A 17,519-nucleotide genomic window follows, 5' to 3' on the forward strand; every position below is an offset into this window, starting at 1 on the left:
TGATCTCCTACCACTGATATTGGGTGAGTTGTCCGTGATTTTTGAGCGCCGGGAACCCCCATTGACGCAGCGCTTCATAAGTTGCGACCGCCACTGTATTGGAAAGGTTCAGGCTGCGCGCACCGGCAATCATCGGCAGGCGCACGCAGCGCTGTGGGTTTTGATAGAGCAGATCTTCCGGCAGACCCGCGTCCTCCCGGCCGAAAACGATATAGGCATTGTCCGGATAAGCGATTTCGGTGTAGATATGCGGCGCTTTGGTGGTGAAATAAAAGAATTCACCCTGGTTCTTTTCAAAAAATTCCGAGGTTGAAGCATAGGTGGTGATGTCCAGCAGATGCCAGTAATCAAGCCCCGCGCGTTTTAGTTTCGCATCGGTGATCGCAAAGCCCATCGGCCCCACCAGATGCAGCCGTGCGCCGGTCGCGGCACAGGTGCGGGAGATATTCCCTGTGTTCTGCGGGATTTGGGGCTCAATGAGGACAATGTTTAAAGTTGGCATCCGGGCGGCATCTCCAATATGAATTTTTGCGGGCAGGACATGTCCGCCACACCATATAATTTACCATCCTTTTACACGGTTCGTCAAGTAGCAATTGTTACATTTTGCTGATGCGGATGTTGAAAGCGCCTTTCAGATTTGATTTTTTCCAAAAACAGCGGAAAGTTGCACCTGCGCGCAACTTTCCGCTGTTTTTGCCGTATGGGTGAAAGGATGTGACTTATGAAACAATCGGATGAAGCGAAACGCCGCGAGCTGTTCTGCATTTTTATGGCGCGGGGATTTTCTCCGGAGGAATCGGTTCGCCGGGCGGGTTATGGCGCCGGGGACTGCGGCAGGCAGTCAGCGGCGCTTCTGGGAGATGCAAAGGTGCGCAGGCGGATCTCCAGGCTGATGAAGGACCTCTGTTGCCGCGCGCCTGAGCAGACCGCGCGCGCCGGGCTCGAACGGCTGGCGCTGGGGGACGTGGGAGGCGTACTCGCGCTTTTGGGAGACGAGGAGACCTTTATCCGGGACGCGGATCTGTTCCATGTGGCAGAGTTGAGGCGGCCCAAGGGCGGTGGGATCGAGCTTAAATTTTACGATCGGCTGCGGGCGCTTTCGCTGCTGGCAGAAATGGGGGCAGGTGGGGACGGCGCGGCTGGGTCGCTCCTTTCCGCCTTGGAAAAATCAGCCCGTGCCGTGGGAAGTGCAGAGGATGCCTGAGTTTTCCCGTTTCTCAAAAAAACAGCTCGCCGCGATGACCTGGTGGCATCCCCAAAGCCCGCATCATGGCCGCGGCGCAATTATCTGCGACGGCGCCGTGCGTTCGGGCAAGACGCTCTGCCTTTCCATTGGGTTTACCGTGTGGGCGATGTCCTGCTTTTCCGGACAGGATTTCGCACTCTGCGGCAAGACGGCCGGCGGGCTGCGCAGAAATCTGATCACGCCGTTGCTTTCCTGCCTGCCTGCGCTTGGCTATGCCTGCAGCGACCGGCGTTCGCGCGGATATCTCGAAATCTCATACGGCAGGCGCATGAACCGCTTTTACCTGTTTGGCGGGCGCGACGAAAGCAGCGCGGCGCTCATCCAGGGGGTGACCCTCGCGGGCGTGCTGCTCGATGAGGTGGCGCTCATGCCGCGCTCGTTTGTCGAGCAGGCGCTGGCCCGCTGTTCGACGGAAGGCGCGCGGTTCTGGTTTTCCTGCAACCCGGAGTATCCGCAGCACTGGTTCTATCGCGAGTGGATTCAAAAGGCGGCGGAGAAGAACGCCCTTTACCTGCATTTCACTATGCGTGACAATCCGTCGCTTTCCCCTGCCGTCCTGCAGCGGTACGAAAATCTTTACGCGGGCGCCTTCTACGAACGGTTCGTATTGGGGAAATGGGTGGCAGCCCAAGGCGCTGTTTACCCGATGTTTGACAAAAGTGCGCATGTGGTAAAAAAAGCACCCGTCTGCGGACGTTTTTTCATCTCCTGCGACTACGGGACGGTCAATCCGGCTTCGTTTGGACTGTGGGGGGAGCATGCGGGGGTTTGGTACCGGCTCGCGGAATATTACCACGACTCCCGCGTGACAGGTGAACTGCGTACCGATGAGGAATACCATCAAGCGCTTATGGAACTTGCGGGGGGCCGGAAGATCGAAGCGGTGATCGTTGACCCGTCGGCGGCGAGTTTTCTCGCGTGTATCAGGCGGCACGGTGTCTTTCGGGCAATCCCGGCGAAAAATGAGGTGGCGGACGGCATCCGTATGGTGAGTAGCCTGCTGAAGGAACAGAAGCTCCTTTTCTGCGCGGGGTGTCGGGACACAATCCGGGAATTTTCCCTCTACCGCTGGGACAACAGGGCGGGAAAGGATCAGCCGTTCAAAGAACACGACCATGCGATGGATGATATCCGGTATTTTGTGATGACCGCGCTCGTAAAGGACACATGCCCGTTTTTCGCCGCTTCGGTCAGCCGGGCGGATGGGCTACGCGGACATTCCGATGGGTTCTTTGGATGAGGCGCCCGGCGCGGAGCCGCCGCGCCATTTGGGCCGCGTCCAGGAGGGACGCGGCCGCCCGCGGAAGTGGTCCAGGAGGGACGCGGCCGCCCGCGGAAGTGGGCCGCCGCGCAGCGGGGCAAATGGCGCGTGTTGTGATAAAGGAGGAAACCTATGAAAATTTGGAACCTATTGCGGCACAGAGAACCGGCGGTGAGCGTGCAGACCGCACGGGAAGGGGTGAACGTGTGGAACGATACACTTTTGCTCTATGGCCGCGACTGTGCGGTTTACGACGGACTGCGCCGCTCGATTCCCATCATTGACGCGGCCATCGACAAAATTTGCCGGCTGGTGGGCGGCTGCGCGCCTGTCTGCGAAAACCGAAAGGCACAGGCGGAACTCGAAACCTTTTTCCGGGAGGTACAGGTGGGCGCTTCCTCCCGTGGGATGGAAAGCTTTCTGCGCTGTTATCTCGACAGCCTGCTCACCTATGGGAATGCGGTGGGAGAAGTGGTGCTTTCCGCCGATGGAGAATCCGTCGCAGGACTCTATAATGCTCCGATCGAGAATGTCTGTTTTCAGAATGCCGCCTCGCCGTTTGATCTGAAGCTTTGCGCCATGAAAAACAGCCTGACGCCAGTCCCGGTCCCGTATCCGGAACTGATCGTCCACACAGCGCTTTCGCCGCGCGCGGGGCAAGTGCTTGGGACTTCCATCCTGGATGGGCTGCCGTTTGTATCGGACATTCTGATGAAGATCTATGCTTCAATGGGGCAGAATTTCGAACGAATCGCCAACCTGCGTTATGCGGTGACCTACAAGCCGGGCGCTTCCAGTGTTGACCGGGCGTATGCCCGGGAGATCGCGGAAAACATCGCAACTGAATGGGCCGACGCGATGAATGAGAGCAAGCGGGGCCGAATCAAAGATTTTGTCGCAGTGGGCGACGTCGATATCAAGGTGATCGGCGCGGACAACCAGATGATCGGCACCGAAGTCCCGGTACGGCAGATGCTTGAACAGATCGTTGCAAAGCTTGGCATCCCACCGTTCCTTCTGGGGCTCAGCTGGTCGACAACCGAACGCATGAGTACGCAGCAGGCTGACATCCTCACCAGCGAACTGGAAAGTTACCGTCGGCTGCTCACGCCTGTGCTCGTGAAGATCTGCCGGATTTTCCTGCGGGTGCGCGGGTACAGCTGCGATACGGATATTGTGTGGGACAATATCAACCTGCAGGATGAACTGGAACTGGCGAACGCGCGTCTGACCGGTCTGGAAGCCGATAAGCTCGCGTTTGAACTCAAAACACTGGAGGGAAAAAAATGAAACATGCGATGATTCTCAAAACCGCGCAGAGTGTCCCGATTACGCCCGAACAGCTCGCCAAGATTAACGCGTTTTCCCGCCGGGAACTTTCGGCTGAGGAGGTTTACGTCTTTTCGCTCGTCCTCTGCGACAACGAGATCGACCGCGATTACGAGCGGTTCCCGGTTGAGAGCCTGCAGGTGCTGGCCGGACTTTTCGTCGGAAAGACAGGGATCTTCGACCACAACCCGAAAGGGGAAAATCAAAATTCCCGGATCTTTGAAACCGTGGTCGAACATGATCCGGAACGTCTGACCCAGGCTGGGGAGGGCTACTGCGTACTGCGCGCCTGGGCTTATATGGTGCGCTGTGACAAGAATGCTGACCTCATCCTGGAGATCGACGCGGGCATTAAAAAGGAAGTCAGCGTCAGCTGCGCGGTGGAACGCGTGGAATGTTCGATCTGCGGCGCCAATGTACGGGAAGCGCCTTGCTCGCATGAACCGGGACAGGAATATAACGGCGTGCTTTGCTGGCGCGACCTGATAAACCCCACCGACGCATACGAATGGTCGTTTGTGGCAGTCCCGGCCCAGAAGAAAGCGGGCGTCACAAAAGGCCGTATTCCAGGTGTGGATGGGGAACTGCTGAAATCGCTCGCGAGCGGCGGGAGCGTGACCCTGAACAAAGCGCAGGCCGCGGCGTTGACCAACCATCTCAGAGAACTTGAGCAGCTTGCCGAAAGCGGCCGTACCCGGCTGAATGAGCTGCGCCGCCGGATGGTGAAGCTCGCGGCGTTCTCGATGCCCGAGCTCGACGCGCGGGTGCTCGAAGAAGTTGCAAAAAACATGGATGAGCGGCAGCTCACCGCCTTTTGTAAGGGTTTTGCAAAGGATGCGCCGCCCGCTTTGCAACTGGGGGGCGTCGGGGAATCCGAAAAGCCGGACAACGGAGCCTTTCGGATTTGACCATCCGGGTGATGTATCCGGAAAAATAGAAAGGATGATTTTATGGGGAACTATCAGAATCTGAAACTCGACAAAGCGATGTACAAGGGGGAGCTGCCATTTTCGGCACAGCTCGAACGGCTCGATCCGTCCGTAAACTATACGGGCGGCGCGCTTGCCGGGCTCGACGCTTTCCAGCGCCAGCTCAAGCGCTTTGACATCAAGGTGAGCGGAAGCGCAAGCGATCCCCTCTCCAAATTCTTTTCCACCTCTGATTCGGCGGCGCTTTTCCCGGAGTATGTCATGCGCGCGGTTATGCAGGGCGCGGACGAGACCGAACTGATCAATGCGGTTATCGCATCCAAAACCGTCATCAATTCGCTCGATTACCGCACCATCACAACCACCACAGGACACGACATCGCCGCAAAGGTCGTCGCGGAAGGCGCGGAGATTCCAGAGACGGTGATCAAGCTGAAGGACAACCTTGTCAAGCTCAAAAAGCGGGGCCGGATGCTGGTCGCTTCATATGAAGCGGTCAAGTTCCAGCGGATCGACCTGTTCACCATCACCCTCAAACAGATCGGTGCGTACATTACCCGCGCTCAATTCGCAGACGCGGTGGATGTGCTCATCAATGGTGACGGAGCGGACAACGGAAACGCCGCGTCCGCGATCCAAACCGCGGGTGCCGGAACCCTTGCGTACAGCGACCTTGTGAATCTGTGGAGCCAGTTCGAGGACTTCACGATGAATACTCTGCTTGTTTCACCTGATATGATGCAGAAAATGCTTGCCATCGAGGAACTGCGCGATCCGGTCGCCGGGCTCAACTTCTCGGGCAGCGGCACGATCGGAACCCCGTTCGGCGCGAATGTCATCAAGTCCAAATCGGTTCCGGAAGGAACCATTGTCGGTCTTGACAAGAACTTTGCGCTGGAGATGGTTACCGCGGGGGACATCACCGTCGATTATGACAAGCTGATCAATTCCCAACTGGAACGGGCAGCAGTTACTTCAATCGCGGGTTTTGCGAAGATCTTCCCGGACGCCGCCAAGGTACTCACATTGAAAGCATCCGCGTAAGGCAAAGGCACGGCGGGAGCCGTGGCCGCATAGCGGCCCAACGCGGCATGGCCGCGTTGCCCGCGCTTTGCGCGGGACGGCTCCCGCCAGATCCCGGCGCGGGGAACTGGTTTTCCGCGCCGGTGAAAAGGAGGTCAACAGATGAATCCCGATCAGGTTTTTTGCCAGTTCCTGCTCTTTTCCGGGTTGAGCCCGGAAAGTGGGGAGAACTGGAAACCGCTTTGTGACGCGGCCACGGCCAGGATTTCCGCCGCGATGCGCACGGATGCGGACCCGAACGATCCGCGTTTGGTGCTTGCGGCAGCGGGAGAGGCGTATTGCCAGTACCATCTTATGCGTGCGGGGGACGGTGCGCAAAGCTTCAAAGTGGGCGATATCTCAGTTTCGGAGAGCAACGGCGTAAGCTTTGCGGATGAACTGCGCGCCATGCGCGATGAACTCTATGCGAATGCGGCAGGGCTTCTCGACTGCAGCTTCGCCGGGCTTTGGAAGGTGGATGGATGAACGCGGCAAAAGCGGTGCGCGTCGCAATTCAAAAATGCGGGGCTGAGACAGTGCTGAAAAAGGAAGGAAAAACCTATCGTTTTACAGCCTGCGTGATGCCGCGGGTCTATACGAATGAAACGCATATCCATCGGAAGGAAACATATTTTGGCCGGGAGGACCCCAGGCGGTTTGTCTATTACGGACCGGTTGCCGATGGCGGGGAACAGGCTGGAGATGGCGACGTCATTTTATGGGGCGGGGAACGCTATCTGCTTTCAGTCTGTCATGATTTTATCTTTCAGGGTGAAAAGATTTTCCGCCGGGCGGATGCGCGGCGGGTGTATGGAGGTGGTGTGGATGGATGAATTGGGCCGGATCAGAAAGACGCTTGCGGAATATCTCGCAGAGCGGCTCGCCGGAGATAATATCCGCGTGATGGAGCAGTACCCGGCCAACTGGCGGCAGGTTCCTCCGGAAAGCGCCTGTGTCGCGGTGGGATTTGCGGGTGTTGCCTTTCCGGGTTCCCCGGATGGGATCAATCAGGCAAAACTCACCCTCCGGTTTGATATCCTATGCCCGGTTTCTGCTCCGAATGACTGCCACAAGGTGTTTGAAAAGCTTTGTGGCGCGTTGATTTGCGTGCGCGGGCAGTTTGGCGTGGGAGGAATTTCCTGTGGAGAGATTACCTATGAACGCGGCCTGCCCGCCTTTGCCCTTACGGCGAACGCAATGTTGAGCGGACTGTTCACCCCGCCGGAGGATGCGCAAGGCGTGCCGCTTGAATCGATCCTGGTCAAAACGAAAGGAGTTTCGATATGATCCATATTCCTACCACCATGCGGCCGGGTGTTTTTACCGACTTGCGGGTGCATGCGGCTGCCGCCTGCGGCATGTATCGCGGGATTGCCGCTGTAGCGCGGACCGTGTCCGGCGAACCCGGGGAAGCGACCCTGGTGCGCGATCCCGCGCAGGCCGCTGTTTTCGGAACGGACAGCGCGCTTTATGAAATGATTAAGGCCTTATTGGAAGCGGGCGCTTCACAGATTTATGCCATTCCCGCCGGAGAGGACTATACCGCGGCGTTTGCCGCTGCGGAAAGGCTGCCGGTTTATCTGCTCGTCTGTGATGGAGGGGCGGATGTACTTGCGGCACATATTTCCGCCTGCTGTGAAAACGGCAGAGAACGGATTGGCCTGCTGGCTGTGTCCGATCCGACCGCAGCTGCCGCTGCGGCCGGGACGCTCAACCACCCGCACATCGCAGTGATTTGCGACGGCGGGGACGATACCCATGTGACCGCGGCGGCGTTCGCGGCGGCGGTGGCGCGCTTTGGCGCGTCCGGCAGCCTCAATGGGCTGCCGGTACGTTCCGTCGGGGGATCCGGCGGAACGCTCACCGCCGCCCAGGCGGAGATGCTGCTCGCGGCAGGAGCGATCCCATTTGAGGTGTGCGGTGGGGAGGCGGTTTGCGTCCGCGCGGTCACCAGCTGTACCAAAGATGCGGATGGTGAGCCGGATGCGACCTTCCGGGACCTTTCGACCGTGCTCGCGGTGGACGAGGTGCTCGACACGGTGCGCCGGGCGGTCAAGGCCCGCCTGCGCGGATGCAAGAACAATGCCGCCACGCGGGAAAGCATCGCTTCGCAAATCACCGTTGAGCTGGAAGCGATGCGCGCGCGCGGGATACTCGACAGTTACCGGCCGCCTGTGGTGGCCGCGCATCCGCAGGACAGCGCGGTCTGTGTGGCGACACTTGGCATCCGGGTCGCGCCGGAGATCAGCCAGATCGTCCTGCGTGCTGAAATCACTGTGTAAGGAGGGAAGCGGATGGCTTTTATTACGTTCCCAACCAGTAAGGATATCTATATCGAGGTGGATGGAAAGCGGCTCGCCGCCGCACAGAGCTACAAGGCCAAAACCACTCGGGAGAGCCGCTATGTCGAGGCATTCGGTTCAGATGAGCCGATCGGCACGGTCGGTGGAAGAACCCGCCACCTGTTAGAACTGACCCGCGTGATGCTCACAGAGACCGCCGCTGCGGAAGGGATCGACTTTCACGCGATCGACGGCTTCAATGTCGTGATTGTGAAGCCCGACCGCAAGGTCATTTATTCCGGTTGTCAGTGGTCCGCGATCGACGAAGCGGTCGCGCTCAGCGATCTTGTCTACGAGACGCTCACCATCGTGGCGCGCTCCCGCATGGAGGTGCGCTGATGGCACGGGGACAGAGACTGCCGGACAATCGGTTCCCGGCTATTTTTCTCGGGCGGGAGATCCTTTTTGACCGGCAAAACGGGCTGGGTCAGCTCTCAATCGTAAAACAGGCCTGCGCGCTGCTGCCCGAACTCTGCGGCTATGGGCTTTCGCCGCGTGAGGGATATGCGCTCGCCTATAACTGCGTGCTGCTTTTTCAGACGCTCGCCGGATCGGACACGCTGCCTTCTCCGCGCGCTGCGCTCGAACGGTTTACCCTTTCGCAGATTGCAGATTTGTGCAGACTCTATTGGCAGCAAGACGACCTGCCGTTTGATGCGGGAGACTTTGAGGAATGCGGCGTGAACGAATCTTTTGACAGCATGCAGGCACTTTTATAAAGAGGGGAGGACGGATGGATGGCAAACTACAATCTTTCGGCTGATCTAGCCAAGAATCTGCAGGTCTACAGCGAATTCATTTCGAACCGTTCGGCGGTCGAAAGCCCGCGAAAGCTCGATGTGCCGCTCGTGTGGGATCTCTATATGGACACCACGCAGCCAGTCGGCACAGCGCTCGAGGCATACCGGCAGGAGGAAGCGCCCCTTTCCCCAATCGATTTTTCGCCGGCCGAATTTGAGAGCGGCCCGGCGGCGCAGGTGACCTACCGTTCGCCCGTCACCGGGGATCTCGATATCCTGGGGCTCATGAACGACCGGCTCAAGACCCAGGCGCGCCGCTATCCGCACCCCATCACCAATGAAATGGAGGAAATCACATGACGCGGCTGCAATTTGGCTCGTATCTCTTCGCACATAATCCGCGCAGAATCGAACTTTCCTTCCAGCGCAGCCTGGTTTCCCATCTGATCCCCGCGCGCGGCGCCAGGACCCAGGACCTTGGCCCGCGCTGCCGGGTGGTGCGGTGTGAAGGCGAAGTGTTTGACACCACTCCGGACGGCGCGGCGGAAAAGCTTGCGGAAATCGCCCAGGCCTGTGCAGGCGGCGAAGCTGAAACCCTTTATCTGCCAACCGGGGAGCGGTTTTCCGCTGTGGTTTCCCGTTTTGGATATACGGCCCAGGGGGATGGCAAGGTGCTCTCCTATTTTCTCGAATTTCTTGAGGCGGAAACGGGGGGAAGCGCATGAGCATCGACATAAAAGCGCTTTCCTTCACGGCATGGGATCTTCAGGAACATGAATTTACATTACCCGCGCCGCTCGAATGGGAGATTGTCAAGTCGTTTGACTCCCCGGCGCATTCGTTAGAAGCGGTCTTCTGGCAGGACCGCGGTTACCCGGAGCTTTACAGGCTCAGGGTGGCATTGGGCGAAGTGGTGCTCTTCTCCGGCGGAATTGACGAGCAGACCGCGACCGAAAATGACGAGGGCGCCCGGATGAAACTGATCGCACGCAGCGCCGGCGCGGTGCTGCTCGACAATGAGGCGCAGCCGCAGCTCTATCAGAATGTGACGCTGCAGGATCTTTTTCAAAACCATATCCGACCCTATGGGTTCACCCGGCTTTCCAGTGATGAGAACCCAATTTTAAATGTCTACCAGGTTGTAAAGGGAACCAGCGAATGGGAGGCTTTTACAAATTTCTACCGCAACGTGGCCTATGGCTTCACTTGGCTTGACGACAGCGGTCTCGTCCGCTGTGCGGCTGCGGCTCCGACCGGACAAAGGCATATCTTTTCGAATGCGGCCGCGGGCGCTTTGCGGTACGCGAACCTCAAGATCACCAACAACCGGTATTCGCCGGTGACCGAATATGTGATTAAAGATCTCGATGGGTTCTACAGCTACAGCTACCAGAACCCAAAGGCCTCAGCCATGAAACTTACCCGTAAGCGATATTTGAACCCGCTGCCCGATTTCTTTCTCTATGAAGGGCAGGGAACTTTTGAAGCGATCATCCGAACCAACCGTTCGATGCTCGGCAAGCGGGTCATTACCCTCACGAGCCCGGATCTTCTGGAGATCGCGGTCACCGATCTGGTGGATCTTTCCGGAAATCTGTTTTCCTTCGGTGGGCTTTTCGTCCAGCAGGTGCGGTGGAAGCTCGATTCGAGCGGAGCGTTTACCACACTGACCCTGCTCGACTATGATTATCTATAGAAAGGATGTGGAACGATGGATGTCCTTCTTAAAAATGGGGATACCGTCCTCGATCACCGCGGACGCCCGGTGATGGTCAGCGGCGAAGGCGAACTGCTGCAACGGGCGGCGATCCGGCTGACGGTGCGGCGCGGGAGCCTTGTGCATGACCCGGATTTCGGCAGCAGGCTTTTCTTGGTGCGCACGGGAAATCGCGAAGCCCGGGACCGGCAGGCGCTTGCCGCTGTGCGGGAAGCGCTCGCGCCGATGAAAGAGATCGCGGTGCGCAGCGTGCGCACCGTCTATGACCCGGCGGCGCAGCGGCTTATGGTCGATGTAAGGATTGCCTCCGGGCCGCGTCCGTACACATTGGAGGTATGCGTATGAATCTGACGCAGGAAACCTTTTATGAGACTATGATCGAGAGGTATCGCACGCTTTCCGGCTTTACGCCGGACGAAGCCTCTGACATCGCCCTGCGGTTTCACGCGCTGGCAGGCGAACTTGCAGCGCTTGGCAGGCGGCTGGAAAGCGTGCGCCGGGACGCTTTCCCGGAAACTGCCCAGGGGGCCGCGCTCGATGTGTTTGCAGCGCAGCGCGGGCTTTCCCGCAAGGCGGCCGTGCAGGCAGCCGGACTCCTGCGGTTTTGGCGCGGCGCGAGTCAGGCGGAAAGCGTGATCCCGGCGGGAACCGTGTGCCTTACCGAAGACGGCGAACGGTACGAAACCACTGCGGACGCCGTTCTCGCGGAGGGGGAAGCCGCTGTGGACGCGCCAGCACGCGCGCAGACGGCGGGCGAAACCGGAAACGCCCTGGCAGGGAGCATTGTGCGGCTTACAAAACCGCTGGCCGGGATCGGTGGTGTTTCGAACCCGGAACCTTTTACCGGCGGCGCTGGCGGCGAAAACGACGAAAGCCTGCGCCGGCGGCTGCTCGCGGGCTATGCCGCGCCGAATAACGGAGCAAATGCCGCTTATTACCGGGAAAGGGCGGAAGCATTTCCTGGCATCTCTTCCGCGTATGTTACATCGGATGGGGAAGGCGGTGTCCGTGTCTATGTGGCTGCTGACGGCGCGGCGGAGGTGCCGGAGGGCACCCGCGCCGCGCTGCAGGATGCGCTTAACGCCCGTCTCTTATACTGGCGCCGCTTGCGGCGCTCCTGCGCGCCGTGGTGGATGCGCTGCCGATTGGAATACGGCTGACCCGCGCGCGGCTCGCCCGGCTTCTGCTCGAAAGCGGCCTCGTGGAGAACTTTGCAATCACCGCGCCAACGGCGGACGTTGCCTGTGCGCACACACAGGTGCTCCGCGCAGGGGAAATCACCATCAGCGAAATGGAGGGCTGAGATGGACCTCATTGCTTCGGCCCGGGCAACCGGCCTTTACGACCCGTATCCAGGCACCCATATCCATCATGAGCTCTCCGCGCTGCAAGCCGGGCTCGACCTGCTCTCAGACGGGATTGACAGCCTTACACAGATATATTCCGCGCAGGCGATGCCGGTGGAGCGGCTGCATGATTATGCCCGGCTTTTTGGCCTTGCGGTTCCGGACGGAACAGGAGAAACACAGCTGCGCGCCGCTGTCAGCCTGCTGATGAGGCTGCCCGCGCCGCGCGCGCCCGATGAAATCGAACGTTTTTTTGAAGCGCTTGGCGCAAAGATTCTCCTGATCGAGCAGCCAATGCGCGGCCGCGTGCTGGCGGAAGGTTCGCTTGGAGGCTTTCTGCCGGACGCCCAGACCTTCCTTCCGGTGTTCGCGAGCCTCCTGCCCGCGCAGACAGAGGCTGTGCTCAGTCTTGGCGAACTCGATTGGGACAGAATCGACCAATCCGAAACGGACTGGGCGATGCTTGACCAGGCTGACTTCACCTGGGACTGGTTTGATCTTTATGGACACCGCCTTTTTTGACAGTTTAGATAGAAAAGCAGCGTCGCGGCGGAGACCTGCCGCCGACTGGAAAGGAGTTTTGCATGCCCAGCACCAACAGTACAGAACATCTCGCGCTGAATCAGTGGCTCGGAACGGACAAGCCTAAAATGGCGGATTTCAATGCGGACAACCTGAAGCTTGACGCGGCCATGGGCAATCATTTGGCGGACGCGGTGTCCCACCTGACGGAGAACGAACGCAACGTCTGGAACCATGCGGTGCCGCTCATCGGGACCTACACCGGGGACGGAAGCTCCAGCCGGTTGATTGAACTGGGATTTCAGCCCGCATTCGGCATCATTTTTGCAGTCAGCCAGAATATCGTCCAGACGATCGGAAGCAGCGGAAATATGGCGGTCTATTCCGCGTTTGTTTCAACGCAGGGGGCCTCCCAGGGGGTTTTTATGGAGGAGACTGGTATCACCGTTCTTTCGAGTGAACAAGCGGTTTATAACCGGGTCGCGCATCTCAATGATGACGGAACAGTCTATGTCTACCTGATGTTCCGCTGAGCCCGCAAGACGGGGCTTGCCGGCTTTTCAAAGCCGGGCCGATCCGCCTTGGCCGCCCCGCTGCTTTTTTTGCGTTTTTTTCGCAAAAAATTGCAGCGGGGTATTGCTTTTTGGAAAAAAAGATGCTATCATAACTTGTACTGTCTAGTAAGGTCAAGGAGGTGTAACCTATGCCGAACATTAAGTCTGCGAAGAAGAGAGTGCTTGTTGCCAAGAAGAAGGCGCTTCAGAATAAAGTCGTGAAGTCCAACCTGAAGACCGTCCTGAAAAAGGCCGACGCCGCCGTAGCCGCTAAAGCAGCTGACAGCGCCGATGCGATCAAGGCCGCCATCAAAAAGGTGGATCAGGCCGCGGCCAAAAACATCATGCACAAGAATACAGCCGCGCACAAAAAGTCCGCGCTGATGAAGAAGCTCGCTGCCGCTTCCAAGTAAGCGTCGGCTGGGCGAACCTTCCCCTCTTTGGAATGTAACACTGTCACTTCGGTGACGGTGTTATTTTGTTATCGAAAAATCCTGTTTTTGGCGGCGGCTCTTCCTTGACGGCTTGGCTCTTTTCCTGTATGATAGGGGATAGCTACCAGTTGCGGTCAAAATGACCGGCTGCTGTGTGCAGCCTGATCCAATTGCAAAGGAGGTATCCTGAATGGAGCATGAGAAATCCGCGTCTCTGTTTTCGCTGATTGTACCATTCGCCGTTGCGATCCTAGTGCTCTGCGTCACCGCGGGCTACTATATCTATCATTATGCCAGTGAAAAGGCCTATCGTGAGAAATGGAAGGATTATAATGACTGTGGACTCGCCTAAACAGAAAAAACATGATTACGGCGCGTTGTGCGATACAATCAAAGCCAAGCCGTTTGGCCCCCTCTTTCGCGCGGCCGCCTGTGTGGTGCTCTCTGTATTCTTTTTTTATTCCTGGTATGCAAATGGGGTGTTCTCTTCGGATATCGGCGCGCTGCGTATCTATCTGCCGCTGGTCATCCCGGTGATTGCGCTGGTCTATTCGGTTCCGCTGGCGCTGAGCGTGAAAAACCGGCTGGATGTCTATGAGCGCGGCATGGTCTATCATACCGCATGGTTTGAAATGGACGCGGCGTGGGATACGGTCACCAACATTTCGCTGAACCTTGACCGGGGAAATGGCAGGATGGGTTTTTCCCGCAATGCACGGGTTGTGCCTGTACTGATGCTCAATATCACCTTTCGGGAGGAAAATCCGTGGGTTTTCCGTTCCAATACCTATGCGGATCTCATAACCAAAGGGAAAGCTTTGGCCGACCGGTTCCAGAAGGACCATCCGGCCGAGGAGTGTGCGCCGCAGGAAGGTCCTGCCGCACAGCTGGAAAGATCGAATGAAATAAAAGAGGCGGACGTCAACTGACGTCCGTCTCTTTTACTTTTCCGCCGGCCCTTTTCATAGGGACAGGATTTTTTGTTTTACAGCAGCTGATAGTTTTTCAAAACCTCGCGGTGGGTGAGCCAGGCCAGGCATTTTTCCAGCATCACACCGTAACGGGTGTCGGTGCCGTAGCTGAAGGTCGCCTTGATCGCCAGTTCAACAAATGCGGATGCACGCGCCATTGCCATCGGGAAGCTGTCGCCGGTGATCATCGAGCCGGTGAGCACCGATGCGAAAATATCACCCGTCCCCGGATAGGAGGTCGGAACATAGTCGTACGGTACGCACCAGTAGGCGTTCTGGTCGCGGTCGTAGCCGGTATTGGCGCATCCTCCCGAAGCAAGCTCCGCGCCGGTGACCACCACATAGCGGGGTCCTTGTTCCGCCAGCCGCGCAAGCATGCTTTTGAGCCGCTGCCGGGTGAGCGGCTCGTGGCTGTACGGCTCATTCAAAAGGATGTATGCTTCGGTCAGATTCGGAGTGATAACCGAAGCGGACTTTACCAGTTCCCGCATGTGATCGACCAGTGCGGGCGTGCAGGTGCGGTAGGTTTTCCCATGGTCGCCCATGACCGGGTCCACAACCGCGAGCGCTTCGGGATAGGCGGCGATGAATGCCTGCATATCATCCGCCTGCGAAGCATTTGAAAGAAACCCGGAATAGATCCCCTCAAATTCCAGGCCAAGCCGCTTATAATGCTCGACACAGGGCCGGATGTAATCGGTCAGATCGCGGTATTCCACGTCGCCGAGCCCCCCGGTGTGGGTGGAAAGGACGGCGGTGGGGATGGGACAGACCTGTATGCCCATTGCGGACAAGGTTGGAATCACGACCGCGAGCGAGCTTCTGCCGAAGCCCGCGAGGCCGTGGATTGCTGCGACTCTGGCTGGCCGGTTCATCATAGGGCAACACGCTCCATTTTTCCACATTTTCAACGTCAGACTGTTGAAAATGGATAGTTTTCAAATTTTAATTTATTATTATCTGTTGAAAATCGTACTGTGCAATCCAATCGATTTTCCAAAATCCCGCTCGATTGTTTCGATCTTTTTTGGGGAAAGCTATTACCGCGAGAGATCGCGTAACGAAATGGGAGGTGGAATGCAAAATGATGAACAAAACGACAACCACAGCGGTTACCGGTGTGGCAGTTGCGATGGCAGCGGGAACAGCGGCTTATATGCTGGCCAACCACGGCAAGGCGAACACCGGAAAAAAACTCAAGCGCAACGCATCCAAGGCGATCAAAACGCTTGGAACCGTACTTGACAGCGTCGAGTATATGATGCACTGAACGCACCCGGAAAAAGGACTGCCCGCCTTGCGGACGGTTCTTTTTTTGTGCTCTTCGCGCGCCTGGGATTGCCTGCGGCGGCCCCCTTTCTTGCCCGTGTAAGAAAGGGGGAAAGAACACGCGCGGGGACACCCCGCGGCCCCGTGGGCGCAATTTCGTTGCCTACGGCAAAGATCGCGCCCAATCTGCTTAGACAAGACGAAGTGTGCCGCGCGCGCTTCGCAATGACGCGCGGGACAAATTTTCGCAGCCTTGCGAAAATGCGCTGCGCGCAAAGCGGACAAATCGATTTATGATGCGGCCCTGCGGGCCGCATACGCGTTGCCGTCAGTCTTGAGAGGACCATGCGTTGGGAGCGCTTGTGATCCAGGTCTCGAAATCTAAGGCGGCCTTCGGAGTCGGCTCCCCGTGGCGCGCGATTAGCCGATCTGGATCTTGCCTTCGGGGAGGACTTCGCGACGGTTGTTTTTGGGCCGCATCGCAAGGGAAAGGAAGAAGGAAACCGGCCCAAGCCTGCCGATATACATCGAAAACAGCAGGAGCAGCTTTGGCAGCGTGCCCGCGACGCCGGATACGCCGGCCGAAAGTCCCACGGTCGCAAAGGCCGAAACGCTTTCAAACAGTGCGTCGACGCCGGAAATCGCGTGGGTGTCCTGCATGGTTGAGACGATGCAGCCGGAAGTGACCGTAACAGCCAGAATGCCGAGAATCATAACGGCCATCGATTTATAGACGGCCTGCCGCCCGACCCGGCGTCCAAAGATAACCGTATCCTCATCGCCGCGGATCACGCAGTAGACGGTCATGAAAATAACCGCCACCGTGGTGCACTTGATGCCGCCGCCGGTCGAGCCGGGCGCGGCGCCGAAGAACATCAGCACCGAGGATAGGATTTTTGTGATGTCGTACATCCCGTCGATTGGCACGCTGTTAAAGCCCGCCGTACGGCAGGAAACCGAATGGAACCAGGATGCCCCCAGTTTCTGCCAGAAGCTGGGCAGCGCGCCGATGGTCGCGGGGTTGTTCCACTCGCAGAGAATGGTCATCAGCGTGCCGAGCACAAGCAAAATCCCGGTGACCGCAACAACGATCCGGGTGTGCAGGGTGAGCTTTTTTGTTCTGCCGTATTGAAGCAGGTCATGGATGACGATGAAGCCGATCCCGCCGAAGATGATGAGCATCCCGATGGTTCCAATGACCACCGGATTCCCATTGTAGTTGCAGAGGCTGATGAACGGCTCCTGCCGGCCAAGGATATCGAATCCGGCGTTGCAGAAGGCGGAGACGGAAAGGAAAATTGCGATGAAAATACCGCGCGGGCCATATTCAGCGGTAAAAGTCGGCATGAGCAGCAGCGCTCCCGCCGTTTCCACGACCAGCGCGGTGAGGATGACAATCCGGATAAGCCCCTTGATGTCGTCCCCAAACGAAGCCACCGATTCTTCGGCCAGATGCATCCCGCGCAGGCCCAGTTTTTTGCCGATAAGCAGGTTGAAAAAGGTGGTGAAGGTCACGAGGCCGAGCCCGCCGATCTGGATCAGCATAAGGATTACGCACTGGCCGAACGGCGACCAGTGGGTATAGGTGTCGTAGATGATAAGTCCGGTCACACAGGTGGCGGAAGTCGCGGTAAAAAGGCAGTCCAGGAATGGCGTAACGATCCCTTCCCGGCTGGAAAGCGGGAGCATCAAAAGCAATGTCCCGACCAGGATGACCGCGGCGAAGCTGGCCGCAATGATCCGCGCGGGGAATGCGAACAGCTTTTTCAGTTTTGGAGCACGACGGTCCAATGC

26 protein-coding genes are annotated in these 17,519 nt (G+C 58.1%); 23 read left to right on the forward strand and 3 right to left on the reverse strand.

The window, feature by feature from the left end; translation table 11 throughout:
• Window positions 1-7 precede the first annotated feature (7 nt).
• Window positions 8-502, reverse strand: coding sequence for a tRNA (cytidine(34)-2'-O)-methyltransferase (locus tag BN4275_RS08695; protein ID WP_066456866.1), 495 nt, complete (start codon window positions 500-502; stop codon window positions 8-10).
• A gap of 222 nt (window positions 503-724) precedes the next feature.
• Here BN4275_RS08695 and BN4275_RS08700 point away from each other — a divergent pair, with 222 nt between their 5' ends.
• The 22 genes from BN4275_RS08700 (at window position 725) to BN4275_RS08795 (ending at window position 14,414) form a co-directional block, all read left to right on the forward strand.
• On the forward strand, window positions 725-1,207 hold the full coding sequence (locus tag BN4275_RS08700; RefSeq protein ID WP_066456869.1) for a terminase small subunit: 483 nt from the start codon (window positions 725-727) through the stop codon (window positions 1,205-1,207).
• Window positions 1,200-2,489, forward strand: a complete 1,290-nt coding sequence (locus BN4275_RS08705; RefSeq protein WP_066456871.1) for a PBSX family phage terminase large subunit — start codon at window positions 1,200-1,202, stop codon at window positions 2,487-2,489. The genes BN4275_RS08700 and BN4275_RS08705 overlap by 8 nt, the downstream gene beginning before the upstream one ends.
• A gap of 153 nt (window positions 2,490-2,642) precedes the next feature.
• Entirely contained in the window at window positions 2,643-3,800 is a 1,158-nt protein-coding gene (locus BN4275_RS08710; protein ID WP_066456873.1) for a serine/threonine protein phosphatase, read from the forward strand.
• Window positions 3,797-4,747, forward strand: a complete 951-nt coding sequence (locus tag BN4275_RS08715; RefSeq protein ID WP_066456876.1) for a hypothetical protein — start codon at window positions 3,797-3,799, stop codon at window positions 4,745-4,747. The genes BN4275_RS08710 and BN4275_RS08715 overlap by 4 nt, the downstream gene beginning before the upstream one ends.
• A gap of 42 nt (window positions 4,748-4,789) precedes the next feature.
• Window positions 4,790-5,812: a phage major capsid protein gene (locus tag BN4275_RS08720; RefSeq protein ID WP_066456879.1), complete on the forward strand. Its 1,023-nt coding sequence runs from the start codon at window positions 4,790-4,792 to the stop codon at window positions 5,810-5,812.
• 141 nt (window positions 5,813-5,953) lie between these two features.
• Window positions 5,954-6,316 (forward strand): hypothetical protein, encoded by a 363-nt coding sequence (locus BN4275_RS08725; RefSeq protein ID WP_066456881.1) that lies wholly within the window; start codon window positions 5,954-5,956, stop codon window positions 6,314-6,316.
• Window positions 6,313-6,663 carry a hypothetical protein gene (locus BN4275_RS08730; protein ID WP_066456883.1) on the forward strand — a complete coding sequence of 117 codons (351 nt, stop codon included), beginning with the start codon at window positions 6,313-6,315 and terminating at the stop codon, window positions 6,661-6,663. Before BN4275_RS08725 ends, BN4275_RS08730 begins: the two co-directional genes overlap by 4 nt.
• Window positions 6,656-7,117 carry a hypothetical protein gene (locus BN4275_RS08735; RefSeq protein ID WP_066456886.1) on the forward strand — a complete coding sequence of 154 codons (462 nt, stop codon included), beginning with the start codon at window positions 6,656-6,658 and terminating at the stop codon, window positions 7,115-7,117. The genes BN4275_RS08730 and BN4275_RS08735 overlap by 8 nt, the downstream gene beginning before the upstream one ends.
• Window positions 7,114-8,112 (forward strand): phage tail sheath C-terminal domain-containing protein, encoded by a 999-nt coding sequence (locus BN4275_RS08740; protein ID WP_066456888.1) that lies wholly within the window; start codon window positions 7,114-7,116, stop codon window positions 8,110-8,112. The genes BN4275_RS08735 and BN4275_RS08740 overlap by 4 nt, the downstream gene beginning before the upstream one ends.
• A 12-nt stretch (window positions 8,113-8,124) precedes the next feature.
• Complete coding sequence (locus BN4275_RS08745; RefSeq protein ID WP_066456891.1) at window positions 8,125-8,511, forward strand: hypothetical protein; 387 nt, start codon at window positions 8,125-8,127, stop codon at window positions 8,509-8,511.
• Window positions 8,511-8,891: a hypothetical protein gene (locus BN4275_RS08750; RefSeq protein ID WP_066456893.1), complete on the forward strand. Its 381-nt coding sequence runs from the start codon at window positions 8,511-8,513 to the stop codon at window positions 8,889-8,891. Before BN4275_RS08745 ends, BN4275_RS08750 begins: the two co-directional genes overlap by 1 nt.
• Before the next feature lie 18 nt (window positions 8,892-8,909).
• The gene (locus BN4275_RS08755) at window positions 8,910-9,272 is read left to right on the forward strand and encodes a hypothetical protein (protein ID WP_066456895.1); all 363 of its coding nucleotides are present in this window, start codon (window positions 8,910-8,912) and stop codon (window positions 9,270-9,272) included.
• Window positions 9,269-9,637 carry a hypothetical protein gene (locus BN4275_RS08760; RefSeq protein WP_066456898.1) on the forward strand — a complete coding sequence of 123 codons (369 nt, stop codon included), beginning with the start codon at window positions 9,269-9,271 and terminating at the stop codon, window positions 9,635-9,637. The genes BN4275_RS08755 and BN4275_RS08760 overlap by 4 nt, the downstream gene beginning before the upstream one ends.
• Window positions 9,634-10,608: a hypothetical protein gene (locus tag BN4275_RS08765; RefSeq protein WP_066456901.1), complete on the forward strand. Its 975-nt coding sequence runs from the start codon at window positions 9,634-9,636 to the stop codon at window positions 10,606-10,608. The genes BN4275_RS08760 and BN4275_RS08765 overlap by 4 nt, the downstream gene beginning before the upstream one ends.
• A gap of 15 nt (window positions 10,609-10,623) precedes the next feature.
• A complete protein-coding gene (locus tag BN4275_RS08770; protein WP_066456905.1) occupies window positions 10,624-10,974 on the forward strand; it encodes a hypothetical protein in 351 nt (116 codons plus the stop codon).
• Window positions 10,971-11,789 carry a baseplate J/gp47 family protein gene (locus tag BN4275_RS08775; protein WP_066456907.1) on the forward strand — a complete coding sequence of 273 codons (819 nt, stop codon included), beginning with the start codon at window positions 10,971-10,973 and terminating at the stop codon, window positions 11,787-11,789. The genes BN4275_RS08770 and BN4275_RS08775 overlap by 4 nt, the downstream gene beginning before the upstream one ends.
• On the forward strand, window positions 11,756-11,932 hold the full coding sequence (locus tag BN4275_RS17300; protein WP_154018865.1) for a hypothetical protein: 177 nt from the start codon (window positions 11,756-11,758) through the stop codon (window positions 11,930-11,932). The genes BN4275_RS08775 and BN4275_RS17300 overlap by 34 nt, the downstream gene beginning before the upstream one ends.
• Window position 11,933: 1 nt before the next feature.
• Window positions 11,934-12,497, forward strand: a complete 564-nt coding sequence (locus tag BN4275_RS08780; RefSeq protein WP_066456909.1) for a hypothetical protein — start codon at window positions 11,934-11,936, stop codon at window positions 12,495-12,497.
• Window positions 12,498-12,559: 62 nt separating this feature from the next.
• Window positions 12,560-13,030, forward strand: coding sequence for a hypothetical protein (locus tag BN4275_RS08785; protein ID WP_066456911.1), 471 nt, complete (start codon window positions 12,560-12,562; stop codon window positions 13,028-13,030).
• 170 nt (window positions 13,031-13,200) lie between these two features.
• Complete coding sequence (gene rpsT, locus BN4275_RS08790) at window positions 13,201-13,464, forward strand: 30S ribosomal protein S20 (protein ID WP_066456913.1); 264 nt, start codon at window positions 13,201-13,203, stop codon at window positions 13,462-13,464.
• 211 nt (window positions 13,465-13,675) lie between these two features.
• On the forward strand, window positions 13,676-13,837 hold the full coding sequence (locus BN4275_RS17305; protein ID WP_154018866.1) for a hypothetical protein: 162 nt from the start codon (window positions 13,676-13,678) through the stop codon (window positions 13,835-13,837).
• Complete coding sequence (locus BN4275_RS08795) at window positions 13,818-14,414, forward strand: hypothetical protein (protein ID WP_066456915.1); 597 nt, start codon at window positions 13,818-13,820, stop codon at window positions 14,412-14,414. Before BN4275_RS17305 ends, BN4275_RS08795 begins: the two co-directional genes overlap by 20 nt.
• Window positions 14,415-14,470: 56 nt before the next feature.
• Here BN4275_RS08795 and BN4275_RS08800 read toward each other — a convergent pair whose 3' ends face one another.
• Complete coding sequence (locus tag BN4275_RS08800; protein WP_066456917.1) at window positions 14,471-15,334, reverse strand: pyridoxamine kinase; 864 nt, start codon at window positions 15,332-15,334, stop codon at window positions 14,471-14,473.
• Between the two features lie 206 nt (window positions 15,335-15,540).
• Here BN4275_RS08800 and BN4275_RS08805 point away from each other — a divergent pair, with 206 nt between their 5' ends.
• Window positions 15,541-15,726 carry a hypothetical protein gene (locus tag BN4275_RS08805; protein ID WP_066456919.1) on the forward strand — a complete coding sequence of 62 codons (186 nt, stop codon included), beginning with the start codon at window positions 15,541-15,543 and terminating at the stop codon, window positions 15,724-15,726.
• A gap of 419 nt (window positions 15,727-16,145) precedes the next feature.
• Here BN4275_RS08805 and BN4275_RS08810 read toward each other — a convergent pair whose 3' ends face one another.
• Window positions 16,146-17,516: a TrkH family potassium uptake protein gene (locus tag BN4275_RS08810; RefSeq protein ID WP_066456924.1), complete on the reverse strand. Its 1,371-nt coding sequence runs from the start codon at window positions 17,514-17,516 to the stop codon at window positions 16,146-16,148.
• Between the last annotated feature and the right edge of the window lie 3 nt (window positions 17,517-17,519).

The organism is Anaerotruncus rubiinfantis (genome assembly GCF_900078395.1).
In the GTDB taxonomy this organism is placed as follows: domain Bacteria; phylum Bacillota; class Clostridia; order Oscillospirales; family Ruminococcaceae; genus Anaerotruncus; species Anaerotruncus rubiinfantis.